The organism is Streptomyces sp. NPDC059003, assembly GCF_042740445.1.
In the GTDB taxonomy this organism is placed as follows: Bacteria; Actinomycetota; Actinomycetes; order Streptomycetales; family Streptomycetaceae; genus Streptomyces.
Genome location: NZ_JBHYJH010000052.1, coordinates 15813 through 29530 on the forward strand (window position 1 = coordinate 15813; position 13718 = coordinate 29530).

The 13718-nt window shown below is 72.2% G+C and carries 14 protein-coding genes; 5 read left to right on the plus strand and 9 right to left on the minus strand.

Features of this window, described 5'->3' with window-relative positions:
* Positions 1 to 104 precede the first annotated feature (104 nt).
* Complete coding sequence (locus ACFWZ5_RS19755; protein ID WP_384804392.1) at positions 105 to 992, plus strand: TIGR03619 family F420-dependent LLM class oxidoreductase; 888 nt, start codon at positions 105 to 107, stop codon at positions 990 to 992.
* 137 nt (positions 993 to 1129) lie between these two features.
* Here the strand turns inward: ACFWZ5_RS19755 and ACFWZ5_RS19760 are convergent, their stop codons facing one another.
* On the minus strand, positions 1130 to 2104 hold the full coding sequence (locus ACFWZ5_RS19760; protein WP_384804390.1) for a helix-turn-helix domain-containing protein: 975 nt from the start codon (positions 2102 to 2104) through the stop codon (positions 1130 to 1132).
* Positions 2105 to 2156: 52 nt separating this feature from the next.
* Between ACFWZ5_RS19760 and ACFWZ5_RS19765 the strand changes: the two genes are divergently transcribed.
* Positions 2157 to 2609, plus strand: a complete 453-nt coding sequence (locus tag ACFWZ5_RS19765) for a cupin domain-containing protein (RefSeq protein WP_384804388.1) — start codon at positions 2157 to 2159, stop codon at positions 2607 to 2609.
* Between the two features lie 14 nt (positions 2610 to 2623).
* Here ACFWZ5_RS19765 and ACFWZ5_RS19770 read toward each other — a convergent pair whose 3' ends face one another.
* Both ACFWZ5_RS19770 and ACFWZ5_RS19775 read right to left on the minus strand, forming a co-directional pair.
* Positions 2624 to 3073, minus strand: a complete 450-nt coding sequence (locus ACFWZ5_RS19770; protein WP_384804386.1) for a VOC family protein — start codon at positions 3071 to 3073, stop codon at positions 2624 to 2626.
* Between the two features lie 131 nt (positions 3074 to 3204).
* The gene (locus ACFWZ5_RS19775) at positions 3205 to 3681 is read right to left on the minus strand and encodes a winged helix-turn-helix transcriptional regulator (RefSeq protein ID WP_384804384.1); all 477 of its coding nucleotides are present in this window, start codon (positions 3679 to 3681) and stop codon (positions 3205 to 3207) included.
* An 89-nt stretch (positions 3682 to 3770) separates the two neighbouring features.
* Here ACFWZ5_RS19775 and ACFWZ5_RS19780 point away from each other — a divergent pair, with 89 nt between their 5' ends.
* On the plus strand, positions 3771 to 5249 hold the full coding sequence (locus ACFWZ5_RS19780) for an MFS transporter (RefSeq protein WP_384890900.1): 1479 nt from the start codon (positions 3771 to 3773) through the stop codon (positions 5247 to 5249).
* Here ACFWZ5_RS19780 and ACFWZ5_RS19785 read toward each other — a convergent pair.
* Positions 5186 to 6043 (minus strand): AraC family transcriptional regulator, encoded by an 858-nt coding sequence (locus tag ACFWZ5_RS19785; RefSeq protein WP_384804447.1) that lies wholly within the window; start codon positions 6041 to 6043, stop codon positions 5186 to 5188. The two genes, ACFWZ5_RS19780 and ACFWZ5_RS19785, sit on opposite strands and share 64 nt — an antisense overlap.
* A gap of 101 nt (positions 6044 to 6144) precedes the next feature.
* Here ACFWZ5_RS19785 and ACFWZ5_RS19790 point away from each other — a divergent pair, with 101 nt between their 5' ends.
* A complete protein-coding gene (locus ACFWZ5_RS19790; protein ID WP_384804445.1) occupies positions 6145 to 6987 on the plus strand; it encodes an NAD(P)H-binding protein in 843 nt (280 codons plus the stop codon).
* 40 nt (positions 6988 to 7027) lie between these two features.
* Here the strand turns inward: ACFWZ5_RS19790 and rarD are convergent, their stop codons facing one another.
* Together rarD and ACFWZ5_RS19800 are read right to left on the minus strand one after the other, a co-directional pair.
* Entirely contained in the window at positions 7028 to 7996 is a 969-nt protein-coding gene (gene rarD / locus ACFWZ5_RS19795) for an EamA family transporter RarD (RefSeq protein WP_384804443.1), read from the minus strand.
* 121 nt (positions 7997 to 8117) lie between these two features.
* A complete protein-coding gene (locus tag ACFWZ5_RS19800) occupies positions 8118 to 8975 on the minus strand; it encodes an SDR family oxidoreductase (protein WP_384804441.1) in 858 nt (285 codons plus the stop codon).
* A 147-nt stretch (positions 8976 to 9122) separates the two neighbouring features.
* Between ACFWZ5_RS19800 and ACFWZ5_RS19805 the strand changes: the two genes are divergently transcribed.
* A complete protein-coding gene (locus ACFWZ5_RS19805) occupies positions 9123 to 9494 on the plus strand; it encodes a winged helix-turn-helix transcriptional regulator (protein WP_384804439.1) in 372 nt (123 codons plus the stop codon).
* A gap of 43 nt (positions 9495 to 9537) precedes the next feature.
* Here ACFWZ5_RS19805 and ACFWZ5_RS19810 read toward each other — a convergent pair whose 3' ends face one another.
* From ACFWZ5_RS19810 to ACFWZ5_RS19820, 3 genes are all read right to left on the minus strand, one after another.
* Complete coding sequence (locus ACFWZ5_RS19810; protein ID WP_384804437.1) at positions 9538 to 10620, minus strand: 2-oxoacid:ferredoxin oxidoreductase subunit beta; 1083 nt, start codon at positions 10618 to 10620, stop codon at positions 9538 to 9540.
* Positions 10613 to 12544 (minus strand): 2-oxoacid:acceptor oxidoreductase subunit alpha, encoded by a 1932-nt coding sequence (locus ACFWZ5_RS19815; RefSeq protein WP_384804435.1) that lies wholly within the window; start codon positions 12542 to 12544, stop codon positions 10613 to 10615. The genes ACFWZ5_RS19810 and ACFWZ5_RS19815 overlap by 8 nt, the downstream gene beginning before the upstream one ends.
* A 319-nt stretch (positions 12545 to 12863) precedes the next feature.
* Positions 12864 to 13523 carry a LuxR C-terminal-related transcriptional regulator gene (locus ACFWZ5_RS19820; RefSeq protein ID WP_384804451.1) on the minus strand — a complete coding sequence of 220 codons (660 nt, stop codon included), beginning with the start codon at positions 13521 to 13523 and terminating at the stop codon, positions 12864 to 12866.
* Positions 13524 to 13718 lie beyond the last annotated feature (195 nt).

Below are 13718 nucleotides of genomic sequence, written 5' to 3' on the forward strand. Positions count from 1 at the left end.
GATTTGTCGCCGGGCGCGCCCGGCGCGGTCCCGCGCCGGGCCGTGGTGCGCGTCACGCCCGCGGCTGTACGGCCGCCATATGTCCCCGTGCGCAGGATGACCCCATGCACATAGGTATCGCCCTGCCGCAGTACGGAACCCACGCCCGGGCCGAGTCGATCGCGCCGTTCGCCCGGGACGCGGAGGCCGCCGGGTTCGACTCGCTCTGGGTCGGCGACCGTTCGCTCACGCCGGTGGCGCCCAGCGACCTCTATCCGGGGCACACGCCCGACAACCCCTACCCGCCGGAGTACAAGACCTTCCTCGACCCGCTCACCGTCCTGACCGTCGCCGCCACGGCGACCACCCGCGTGCGCCTCGGCACGAGCACGCTCAACGCGCCCTGGTACCCGCCGCTGCTGCTCGCCCGCTCCCTCACCACCCTCGACGTCGTCAGCGGCGGCCGCCTCGACGCCGGGCTCGGCATCGGCTGGCTGCGCGACGAATACACCGCCGTCAACGCCGACTTCGGCAAGCGGGGCGCCCGGCTCGACGAGATCCTGGACATCCTGGAGGGCATCTGGACGCAGGAGACGTTCGGGCACGAGGGGCCGCACTGGACGATTCCCCGCGCGCACGTCGGCCTGCGGCCCGCCCAGCGGCCCCATCCGCCCGTCTACCTGGGCGGGTTCAGCCCCGCCGCGATGGCCCGCGTCGGGCGGCGGGCGGCGGGCTGGGTCGGCGTGACGCTGCCGCCGGAGGCGCAGGCCGGGCTGTGGGGCGTCGCGCGTCGCGCCGCCGAGGACGCGGGGCGCGATCCGGACGCGCTCCGGCGCGAGCTCCGCCACAATCCCGGGCCGGGGGCCTCGTACGAGGACATCGCGGCCGTCGTCCGCGGGGCCCGGGAGTCCGGCGCGGACGGGTGCTTCATCGATCTCCAACAGTGCGTGGCGGCCCCCGAGGCGGCGCTTGACCTGGGCATCCAGGTCCTGAACGAGGTCCGCCGCGGCTGATCCCCACCGCCCCGGCACCCGCCGACGGCGAACAACCCCCACGAGGGGCGTCCCCCGCCACCCGCCCGCACCCGCCCCCACCAGGGGCGGTCACCCCGCGGACCACTGGAAACGGGCGGGCGGGAGATGACCCGCCGTCAGGGGCCGAAGCGGCGACGGTACGCCGACGGGCTCAGCCCCGTCTCCCGCCGCACCCGGAGGCGGAGGTTGGCCGCCGTACCGAGCCCGCTGCGCGCCGCGACCACGTCGAGCCGCTCCTCACCGCGCTCGATGAGCCGGCAGGCGAACGCCGTACGCTCCGCGTTGAGCCACGCGAGCGGCGTCGTACCGAGCTGCGCCCGGAAGCGCCGGTGCAGCGTCGCGGGACTGACCGCCGCCCGCGCGGCGAGCCCGGCCACCGTCAGCGGCTCACCGATCCGCTCCTGCGCCCAGGCGAGCAGCGGCGCGAGCGACTCGTCCGGCACCTCGGGGACGGGCCGTTCCACGAACTGCCGCTGCCCGCCGTCCCGGTGGGCGGCGAAGACCAGCCGCCGCGAGACGGACACCGCGACCTCGGCGCCGAAGTCACGGCGCACGATGTGGAGCCCCAGGTCGAGCGCGGCGGCGCTCCCGGCCGCGGTGAGGATGTCGCCGTCGTCGACGTACAGCACGTCCGGTTCGAGCCGTACCGCGGGGAAACGGGCGCGGAAGTCGTCCGCCCACTGCCAGTGGGCGGTGGCGCGGCGCCCGTCGAGCACCCCGGCCTCGGCGAGCGTGAACGCGCCGCTGCAGAAGCCCACGAGCCGGGCGCCGCGCGCGTGGGCGCGCCGGACGGCGTCCAGGACGGCGGGCCGCCGCGGCACCGCCGTGTCGGGCCGGTTCGGCACGATCAGCGTGTCCGCGGTGTCGGCGGCGTCGAGCCCGGCCACTCCGGTGAGGGTGAAGAAGCCGTCCCGCATCAGGGTGCGCGGCTCGGGCGAGCAGAGCGCGAAGTCGTACAGGGCGGGCCGCGGACGCCCCAGCTCGGGCCGCTGGAGCCCGAAGATCTCGGTCACGCAGCCGAGCTCGAACGGGTTGGAGTTCTCGTCGACGACGACCACGACCCGATGGGCGTGAGAGTTTTCTTGCGCCATATGCGATTTCTAGCACTCGTGGCCCGACGGCCCAAGGGCCACGATGAGCCGCATGAGCAACGACACCGCGACCGGCACCGCAGCCGAAGCCCCCGCCGAAACCGCAGCCCAGGCCCCTGCCCCCATCCCCCTGGACCAGGCGCTCGCCTCCTTCGACGCCGTGTGGAGCCCCCGCATCGTCACCCAGGTCAACGACTACGACGTACGCGTGGCCAAGGTCGAGGGCGAGTACATCTGGCACGTGCACGAGAACACCGACGAGTTCTTCCTCGTCGTCGACGGCGAACTGGACATCGCGCTGCGCGAGCCCGCGGGGGAGCGGACGGTCACGCTCCCCAAGGGCTCGGTCTTCACGGTGCCGCGCGGCACGTACCACAAGCCGATCGCACACAGACCCGCGTCGATCCTCGTCATCGAGCCCACCGGCACCCTGACGGTGGGCGACCACCACGACGAGATCCCCGCCCACGTGGACGCGACAACGGGCCACACCCTGAACGCCTAGCACCCACCGCGTGCCTACTGCACGCAGAACTCATTGCCCTCCGGGTCCGTCATCACCACCCACGCGCCCCCGGCCGCCCGCACCTGCCGCACCACGGCCGCGCCCAGCGCCTCCAGGCGGGCCACTTCCGCGTCGCGGGTGCCGGGCTCGGCGTGCACGTCCAGGTGGAGCCGGTTCTTGCCGGACTTCTCCTCCGGCACGCGCTGGAACAGCACACGGCGGCCGAGCCCCGTGCCGGTCCCCTCCTCGTAGGGGTCGTCCGGATGCCGTACGGCGACGAGATCACGAAAGGCCCGCCGCCCACGGAACTCGACGGTCTCGGCCTCCGCCAGTGCGCCGAGGCCGAGCAGCCGCTCGATGAGGGCGTCGTTGTCCTCGACCTCGTACCCCAGGGCCTCGCCCCAGAAGGACGCCTGGGCGTGCGGATCGTTCGCGTCGATGACGAGTTTCCAGTGCAGAGCCATGCGACCAGTTATATGCGAGCCCCCCGCGGGCCAGAGCTGAGTATCAGCCCGTCAAGGGGGTACCCCCTGCTCCTTAAGAGCTTGGGGGAGTTTGAGGACGAGGCCCGAAGGGCCGATCGGCGGCCACCGAGTCAACGGGACCCTTCCGCCGCCTCACGCAAGTCGTACGAGGACCGCGCGGCCGCGATCTCCCCCTGGTGCTCCTCCGTCCACGTCACCAGCGCCTGGATCGTCGTGTGCAACGTGCCGCCGAGCGGCGTCAGTTCGTACTCCACGCGCGGCGGCACCACCGGGTGCACCGTGCGCAGGACCAGGCCGTCGCGCTCCAGCTGGCGCAGGGTGACCGTCAGCATGCGCTGGCTGATGCCGTCGATCTCGCGCCGCAGCTCCGTGAAGCGCAGACACCGGTGCTCCAGGAGCGCGATGACGAGCAGCGACCACTTGTCGGCGACGCGGTCGAGGATCTGCCGCACCTGGCAGTCCTCGCGGGTGTCCCACTGGAAGGGGTCGGCGTCCCCGTAGTCGGCATGCGCGACCTTGTACCCCGTGCCGGCCTCGGTGTCGGTGCCTCCGAAGTTACTCGGTGACTTCAAAGTGCCTTCTTCCATACCTGGCGATGCTGCCCCACGATTCCCTTGGTTACAAGAAGGAACCGGCCGTCGGTTGAGTAACCGGCACCTGAACCCGAGGAGTCATCATGGGCGCCCGCGCCTGGGCACTGCTGCTCGTCCTCTGCGGAACGATCTTCCTGGAGGGCGCCGACATCGCCATGCTGGCGATAGCGATCCCCACGATCCGGTCCGACCTGGACCTGTCGACGGCCACCGCCGCCTGGGTGATCAGCTCCTACGTCCTCGGCTACGCGGGCTTCACGCTGCTCGGCGGCCGCGCCGCGGACCTGCTCGGCAGGCGGCGGATGTTCCTCACCTGGCTCGGCGTCTTCCTGGTCTTCTCCGGGCTCGGCGGCTTCGCGACCGAGGGCTGGATGCTGATCGGCGCGCGGTTCGTGACGGGCGTGGCGGCGGCGTTCATGACGCCCGCCGCGATGTCGATCATCACCACCTCGTACGCGGAGGGCCCCGAGCGCAACAAGGCGCTGCTCGTCTTCGCCGGGACCTCCGCGGGCGGCTTCTCGCTCGGCCTGGTGATCGGCGGCCTGCTCACCGAGCTCGGCTGGCAGTGGGTGTTCTTCGCGCCCGTGTTCTTCGCGGCCCTGATCCTCGCCGCGGCGATCCGCCTGGTCCCCGCCCCGCCCGCCGCACCGCGCCGGGAGAAGGCGGCCCGCACCGGCGGCTTCGACCTGCCGGGCGCCGCCGCGGCCGCGGGCGCCATGCTGCTGCTCGCCTACGGCGTCGTACGCCTCGAACACGGCCTGGAGGACTGGCCGCCGACCGCCGCCGCGGTGGTCGCGGGCCTGCTCCTGATCGCCGCGTTCGTGGCGATCGAGCGGCGCACGGCCGTGCCGCTCGTCCGGCTCGGGATCTTCCGTACGGGAAGCGTGGTGCGGGCCGGGCTCGGCGCGCTGCTCTTCCTCGGCGCCTTCATGGGCTTCCAGTTCGTCGTCACGCTCTACCTCCAGGAGCTGCGCGGCTGGTCGTCCTGGCAGACGGCGATCGCCCTGGTGATCATGGGCTGCGACGTGGTGCTCGCGCCGACGCTCACCCCGGTCCTGGTCAACCGCTTCGGCCACGCGCGCGTGATCCTCGGCGGCTTCCTGCTCGCGGCGCTCGCGTACGCGCTGTTCCTGCCGGTCGGCCTGGACTGGACGTACTGGGCGATGCTCCCGACGCTGTTCCTCGCGGGCTGCGCCTTCGCCCTCGCGTACGGGCCGCTGATGATCGCGGCCACGGACGGCGTGCCGGAGGCCGAACAGGGCCTCGCGGGCGGCCTGTTGCACACGGCCACGCAGTTCGGCGCCGCCATCGGCATCTCGGCGGTGACGGCGGTGTACGGCCTCGCGTCCGGCGGGAGCGCGGGCGGCGGGCACGGCGGCGCGGGGGCCGAGGAGACGCTCGGCGCGTTCCGGTCGGCGCTCGCCGTGCCGGTGGGCCTGGCCGCGCTCGGCGTGGCCGTCGCCCTCGCCGGGGTGCTGCGGAAACGCTCCCGCGCCGGTCAGCCCGCCGCCCGGAGCGACGAGCCGGGGGCCGTCCTGTCGGCGGCGAGCGACGCGCGGTAGCCGCTCGGCGTGACGCCCCGGATCCGCTTGAAGGCGTCGCTGAAGCCGAACCCGTCGGCGTACCCCACCCGCGCGGCCACCGCCGCCACCGTCGCGCCCGGCTCCGCGAGGAGGTCGGCGGCGAGCGCCATGCGCCACTCGGTGAGGTACGCCATCGGGGGCCGCCCCACCAGGTCGGCGAAGTTCCGGGCGAACGCGGCGCGCGACACCTGGGCGCGCGCCGCGAGCGACGCCACCGTCCAGGCCCGGCCCGGCTCGTCGTGCATGGCGCGCAGGGCCGGGCCCACCACGTCGTCGCCGAGCGCCCGGTACCAGGCGGGCGGGCAGGCCTCGGGCAGGTCGAACCACTCGCGCAGGGTGCAGGCGAGCAGCCAGTCCAGCATCCGGTCCATCACGTACTGCCGCCCCGGCCGGTCGGCGGCGACCTCGGCGGCGATCAGCTCGACGATCGCCAGGCACTCCTCGCCGCCCGGGACGGCGAGCAGCGGCGGCAGCGCGCTGAGCAGCCGCCGCCCGCCCCATCCGTCCCACTGATAGGCGCCGGTGATCACTTCCGTCCCGTCGGCACCGTCGGCGGCGAGGCCGAACGGCACGGAAGCGCAGACGGCGGCGTCGCCCGCGCTCAGGACGCGCACCGCACCCGGCGTCGTGACGCGGGCCGCCCCGCTCAGCACCATGACCAACGTCAGCGCGGCGGGGTCGGGCCCCGGCTCCCACGCCGTGCTCAGCACCGTACGGTCGAACCGCGCGCCGTCCGCGCGGATGCCGCGCAGCAGATCCCCCAGAGCGTCCATGCCCCCACCGTAGACGGCCGTCCCGTCCGGCGAGACGGACACCTATAGGGGCGAGACGGACGCCCATGTCCCCGGAGCGGGCACGGGGGTTGGCTGGGTGCATGACCACGACACCCCACACGAACGACCTCTTCCTCGTCCTCGGCGCCACCGGCAAGACCGGCCGCCGGATCGTGCCCCGGCTGCGCGCGGCGGGCCACACCGTGCGGGCGGCGTCCCGCTCCGGCGAGACCCGCTTCGACTGGTCCGACCGCACCACCTGGGCCCCGGCCCTGTCCGGCGTCACGGCCCTCTACCTCGTCACCCCGGCCGAGCCCGACCCCGTCACCGACTTCGTGGCGCAGGCCGCGGCCGCGGGCGTACGCCGCTTCGTCGTCCTGTCCGGCCGCGGCGCGGACGTCTACGGCGAGTCCTTCCTGCCCGCGATGGCGCGGGCCGAGCGGGCCGTCAAGGAGGCGGGCGTCGACTGGACGGTGATCCGCCCCAACAACTTCGCGCAGAACTTCGACGAGGACCTCTTCCACGCGCCGCTCATCGCGGGCCGCCTCGCGCTGCCGGTCGGGACCGCGCCGGAGCCGTTCATCGACGTCGACGACATCGCGGACGTCGCGGTGGCGCTGCTCACCCAGGACGGCCACACGCACCGCGTGTACGAGCTCTCGGGCCCGCGCGCCCTCAGCTACGGCGACGCGGTCGCGGAGATCGCGGCGGCGTCGGGCCGTGAGATGCGCTTCGACGCGCTCACCCCGGAGCAGTACGTGGCCGAACTGACCGCGGAGGGCGTCCCCACCGCCGTAGCCCAGGAACTGTCCGCCATCTTCACCTTCGCCTCCGAGGGCCACCTCTCACCGCTGACCACAGGCGTACACGACGTCCTGGGCCGCGCCCCGAAGGACTTCTCGGAGTACGTGAAGTCGGCCATGGCGAACGGGGCCTGGAAGTAGCAGCAGGTAGTAAGGGCGGGTGGGTGGGGAACTGCGGCCGCTAGGCCGCAGGCTCTTTCGCCCCCCGAAGGGGAGCAGCCTCCCGTGCGGCGGCAAGCCGCACTGCGTTGCGCCGCGCGGTGCGAAACGCGTCGAAGGTCAGCAGCACCAACGCCAGCCACACGAGCCCGAACCCGGCCCACCGCTCCGGCGGCATCGCCTCGTGGAAGTACAGGATGCCGAGCAGGAACTGGAACACCGGCGCGAGGTACTGGAGCAGCCCGAGCGTGGACAGCGGTACGCGGATCGCGGCGGCGCCGAAGCAGACGAGGGGCGCGGCCGTCACCACGCCGGTCGCGGCGAGCAGCGCGGCGTGCCCGGCGCCCTCCGCGCCGAAGGTGGCGTCGCCCTGGGAGCCGAGCCACACCAGGTAGGCGACCGCGGGCAGGAACTGCACGGCGGTCTCGGCGGCGAGGGACTCGAGGCCGCCGAGGTTCACCTTCTTCTTGACCAGGCCGTAGGCGGCGAAGGAGAAGGCGAGGCAGAGCGAGATCCACGGCGGGCGGCCGTAGCCGACGGCCAGGACGAGGACGGCGGCGGCGCCGACGCCGACGGCCGCCCACTGCGCGGGCCGCAGGCGCTCGCCGAGCAGCAGCACGCCGATGGCGATGGTGACCAGCGGGTTGATGAAGTAGCCGAGTGAGGCCTCGACGACGTGGCCGGAGTTCACGGCCCAGATGTAGACGCCCCAGTTGAGGGTGATGACCGCGGCGGCGATCACGACGAGGCCCAGCCTGCGCGGCTGGCGCAGCAGTTCGCCCGCCCAGGCCCAGCGGCGCACGAAGAGGAGCGCGACGGCGACCACGACGAGGGACCAGGCCATGCGGTGGGCGAGGATCTCGGCGGCGCCGGCGGGCTTGAGGAGCGGCCAGAAGAGGGGCACGAGGCCCCACATGCCGTACGCGGCGAAGCCGTTCAGAAGACCTGCGCGGGCCTCGCGGGCCTCTTTCTTCGCCTGCCCGGATCCCACGGCTTCTCCTTCGTACGACGGCTCCCCGAAGGTAGCGCCCACGCGGCCCCGCTGTCATGTCCGTATCGCCATACGGTCATGACGCGGGTGCTCGCGTGGGCGTTGTCGTAGGAGTGCCCCGTCAGGCGAGCGCAGCCGCGACGGCGTCGGCCAGCGGCGTGGTCGGCCGCCCGATGAGCCGGGCGAGGTCACCGGTGGTCCCCGCGAGGAGCCCCCGCCCGACAGCCGCGTCGACGTCGACCAGGATCGCCGCCATCGGCTCCGGAACGCCCGCCCCCGTGAGGACGGCCAGGTGCTCCGCGGGCGGCACGTCGGCGTACGCCACGGCCTTGCCGGACTGCTCGGCGACCTCCGCCGCGTACTCGGGCAGGCTCCACGCCACGTCCCCGCTCAGCTCGTACGCCGTGCCTTCGTGCCCCTCGCCGGTGAGCACCGCGACGGCCGCCGCCGCGTAGTCGGCGCGCGCGGCGGAGGCGATGCGGCCCGCGCCCGCGCTGCCGACGACGGCGCCGTGCTCCAGGACGGGGGCGAGGTGCTCGGTGTAGTTCTCGTGGTACCAGCCGTTGCGCAGGAACGTGTACGGAAGGCCCGAGTCGAGGATGACCTGCTCGGTCGCCTTGTGCTCGGCGGCGAGGTCGAAGTCGGCCTTCGGGCCGCCGAGGATGCTCGTGTAGACGAAGTGCGCGACCCCGGCGGCCTTCGCGGCGTCGACGACGGCGCTGTGCTGGGCCACGCGCTGTCCGACCTCGCTGCCGGAGACCAGCAGCACCTTGTCGCCCGCGGCGAAGGCGCCCGCGAGGGTCTCGGGCGCGCTGTAGTCCGCGACGTGCAGCTGGACGCCGCGCTCGGCGAGGTCCGCGGCCTTCTCCTTGTTCCGTACGAGGGCCACGACCTGCCCGGCGGGCACGCCCGCGTCGAGCAGGCCCGCGACGACGAGGCGGCCGAGGTGTCCGGTGGCTCCGGTGACGACGATGCTCATGACTGAAAGCTCCCCATCGGCCCGCTATGGACCGTTGTGATTCGGTACGACACTCACCCTAGCCCTGGCACTAACTATCCGTAAGTACCCACTTTGAAGTAAGGTACTGATACACGAGTAAGGGCGCGGAGGCAGGGAGGCACCGACATGGCCCTGAGGAACTGGGACACCGACGCCGAGGCGATGTGCCCCCACCGCCTCGTCCTGGAGCACGTCACGAGCCGCTGGGGCGTCCTCGTCCTGATCGCCCTCGCGGAGCGCTCGTACCGCTTCAGCGAGCTGCGCCGCGAGATCGGCCGCGTCAGCGAGAAGATGCTGACCCAGACCCTCCAGACCCTGGAGCGCGACGGCCTGGTCCACCGCGACGCGAAGCCCGTCATCCCGCCCCGCGTCGACTACTCGCTCACCGACCTCGGCCGGGAGGCGTCCGAGCAGGTGCGGGCCCTCGCCGCCTGGACGGACCGGCGCATGGACGACGTCCTGAAGGCGCGCGGCGCATACGACGAGGCCCGGTCCTGACGGATCAGGACCGGGCCTCGCAGGCGTACGCGGGCGGTGGCGGCTAGCCGACGACCGTCCAGGTGTCGCCGCCGGCGAGCAGCGCCGCGAGGTCGCCCTTGCCGTGCTGCTCGATGGCCGTGTCCAGCTGGTCGGCCATGAGCGTGTCGTACACCGGACGCTCCACGTTGCGGAAGACGCCGATCGGCGTGTGGTGCAGCGTGTCCGGGTCGGCCAGGCGGGAGAGCGCGAAGGCGGTCGTCGGGGACGCGGCGCGCGCGTCGTGGACCAGGAGGTCGCCCTCGTTCTCCGCGGTCACCGCGACGACCTTCAGATCGCCGGTGGCCGGGTCCCGCACGACGCCCTTCGAGCCCTCGGCGCCGAAGCGGATCGGCTGCCCGTGCTCCAGGCGGATCACCGCCTCCTCGGCCTGCTTCTTGTCCTTGAGGACCTCGAAGGCGCCGTCGTTGAAGATGTTGCAGTTCTGGTAGATCTCCACCAGCGCCGTGCCCGGGTGGTCGGCGGCCTGGCGCAGGACCTCGGTGAGGTGCTTGCGGTCGGAGTCGACGGTGCGGGCCACGAAGGAGGCCTCCGCGCCGATCGCGAGGGACACCGGGTTGAAGGGCGCGTCGAGCGAGCCCATCGGCGTCGACTTCGTGATCTTGCCGACCTCGGACGTGGGGGAGTACTGGCCCTTCGTGAGGCCGTAGATCCGGTTGTTGAACAGCAGGATCTTCAGGTTCACATTGCGGCGCAGGGCGTGGATCAGGTGGTTGCCGCCGATGGAGAGCGCGTCACCGTCGCCGGTGACGACCCAGACGGACAGGTCGCGGCGCGAGGAGGCGAGTCCGGTCGCGATCGCCGGGGCGCGGCCGTGGATGGAGTGCATCCCGTACGTGTTCATGTAGTACGGGAAGCGGGAGCTGCACCCGATGCCCGAGACGAAGACGATGTTCTCCTTCGCCAGGCCGAGCTCGGGCATGAAGCCCTGGACGGCCGCCAGGACCGCGTAGTCGCCGCAGCCGGGGCACCAGCGCACTTCCTGGTCGGACTTGAAGTCCTTCATGGACTGCTTGGCTTCGGCCTTGGGCACCAGCTTCAGAAGCGTCTCGGAGCCTGTGGGCCCCGCGAGCGAGGTGTCAGCCATCGATGGCCTCCTTGAGAGCCGTGGCGAGCTGCTCGGCCTTGAACGGCATTCCGTTGACCTGGTTGTACGAGACCGCGTCCACGAGGTACTTGGCGCGGATCAGCGTGGCGAGCTGGCCGAGGTTCATCTCGGGGATCACCACCTTGTCGTAACGCTTCAGGACCTCACCCAGGTTCCGCGGGAAGGGGTTGAGGTGGCGCAGATGGGCCTGCGCGACGCTCTGCCCGGCCGCCCGCAGGCGGCGCACCGCGGCGGTGATCGGCCCGTACGTCGAGCCCCAGCCGAGGACGAGGAGGTTCGCGTCGCCGTTCGCGTCGTCGACCTCCAGGTCCGGCACGTCGATGCCGTCGACCTTGGCCTGCCGGGTGCGGACCATGAAGTCGTGGTTGGCCGGGTCGTAGGAGATGTTGCCCGTGCCGTCCTGCTTCTCGATGCCGCCGATGCGGTGCTCCAGGCCCGGCGTGCCGGGGACCGCCCACGGCCGGGCGAGGGTCTTCGGGTCCCGTTTGAACGGCCAGAAGACGTCGGTGCCGTCCTCCAGGGTGTGGTTCGTGCCGGAGGCGAACTGCACGCGCAGGTCGGGGAGTTCGTCGGTCTCCGGGATGCGCCACGGCTCGGAGCCGTTGGCCAGGTAGCCGTCGCTCAGGAGGAAGACCGGCGTGCGGTACGTCAGCGCGATCCGCGCCGCCTCGATCGCCGCGTCGAAGCAGTCGGCCGGGGTGCGGGGCGCGACCACCGGGACCGGGGCCTCGCCGTTGCGCCCGTACATCGCCTGGAGCAGGTCCGCCTGCTCGGTCTTGGTCGGCAGGCCCGTGGAGGGACCGCCGCGCTGGATGTCGACGATGAGCAGCGGCAGTTCGAGGGAGACGGCGAGGCCGATGGTCTCGCTCTTGAGCGCCACGCCGGGGCCCGAGGTGGTCGTCACCGCGAGGGAGCCGCCGAAAGCGGCGCCGAGGGCGGCGCCGATGCCCGCGATCTCGTCCTCGGCCTGGAAGGTGCGCACGCCGAAGTTCTTGTGCTTGGACAGCTCGTGCAGGATGTCCGAGGCCGGCGTGATCGGGTACGAGCCCAGGTAGAGCGGCAGGTCCGCCTGCCGGGACGCGGCGATCAGGCCGTAGGACAGCGCGAGGTTGCCGGAGATGTTCCGGTACGTGCCCGTCGGGAAGGCCGTCGCCGCGGGCGCCACCTCGTAGCTGACGGCGAAGTCCTCGGTCGTCTCGCCGAAGTTCCAGCCCGCGCGGAACGCGGCGATGTTCGCCGCCGCGATGTCCGGCTTCTTGGCGAACTTGGCCTTGAGGAATCTCTCCGTGCCCTCGGTCGGCCGGTGGTACATCCACGAGAGCAGGCCGAGCGCGAACATGTTCTTGCTGCGCCCCGCGTCCTTGCGCGAGAGGTCGAACTCCTTCAGCGCCTCCACGGTCAGCGTGGTCAGCGGGACGGGGTGCACCTGGTACCCGTCGAGGGAGCCGTCCTCCAGGGGCGAGGTCTCGTACCCCACCTTCTGCATCGCGCGCTTCGTGAACTCGTCCGTGTTCACGATCACCTCGGCGCCGCGCGGCACGTCGCCGATGTTCGCCTTCAGGGCGGCCGGGTTCATCGCCACCAGCACGTTGGGCGCGTCGCCGGGCGTGAGGATGTCGTGGTCGGCGAAGTGCAGCTGGAACGAGGACACGCCCGGCAGGGTCCCTGCGGGCGCGCGGATCTCGGCGGGGAAGTTCGGCAGCGTCGACAGGTCGTTGCCGAAGGACGCCGTCTCGGAGGTGAACCGGTCACCCGTGAGCTGCATGCCGTCACCGGAGTCGCCCGCGAAACGAATGATCACCCGGTCGAGACGGCGCACGCTCTTCTCGCCCGCAGGTTTGCGCTGCTCCCCGACAACGGCTTCATCGGCCTGCTCGGCCGGGCTACTGACCTGGCTGGTCACTGAACTGGACCTCCCTCGAGGCGGCTCTGCGGGAGCCGCAGGCCGCCCTGCGCTCCCCTGGCCAACCCTACGTCGGTAAGGGTCGCCTTCTTGGGGCCGCTCGTATGGTGGACGTGGTTTTGAGACGGCTGAATGCCCTGATTTGTCATGCTGTGACTCGCCCCCCGGCCTTTCGTGAAGACGCTTTCTGCTCATCCTTTGGTTCTAGGACCACGCCACGGTGCCGTGGCGCAGCCGTGCCGCGCTGTTCTCGAATCCCGTCCCGGCCGCTGCTGATGTTGTCCTGCTGCCGGGACGGCAGCAGGACCGACGGGACGGCTCAGGAATTGAGATACGTGAGCACCGCGAGCACCCGTCGATGATCCCCGTCGCTCGGCGACAGGCCCAGCTTCAGGAAGATGTTGCTGACGTGCTTCTCGACCGCTCCGTCGCTCACCACGAGTTGCCGCGCGATCGCCGAGTTAGTCCGTCCCTCGGCCATCAGGCCCAGGACCTCCCGCTCCCTCGGGGTGAGCCCCGCGAGCACGTCCTGCTTGCGGCTGCGCCCGAGGAGCTGCGCCACGACTTCCGGGTCGAGCGCGGTCCCACCCTGCGCCACCCGCACCACGGCGTCCACGAATTCCCTGACCTCGGCGACCCGGTCCTTCAGCAGATAGCCCACGCCTCTGCTCGACCCTGCGAGGAGTTCCGTCGCGTACTGCTCTTCCACATACTGGGAGAGCACCAGCACGCCGAGCCCCGGATGTCGCTGGCGCAGCTGCACGGCCGCGCGCACCCCTTCGTCGGTGTGCGTCGGCGGCATCCGCACGTCCGCGACCACGACGTCCGGCAGCGTGCCCTGACCCGCCAGATCGGTGATCGTCTTGATCAGCGCGTCGGCGTCCCCGACCCCGGCGACGACGTCATGCCCGCGGTCCGTCAGCAGCCGGGTCAGCCCCTCCCTGAGCAGCACTGAATCCTCGGCGATGACCACCCGCACCTTGTCCTCCACGATGTTCCGGCCCCCCAGAGCCTGTCCCCGCCCCGTTGACAGACTCCAGCATCCCAGCATCCGGACGAGCCCGGGCAGAAAAGCCCGTCCGGCGTTTGAGGACGAGCGCGAAGCGCGGATAAAAGGGGGTCCAGGGGGCGGAGCCCCCTGGTTCGGGAAGGGGTGCCCGCGCGCGGAGCGCGC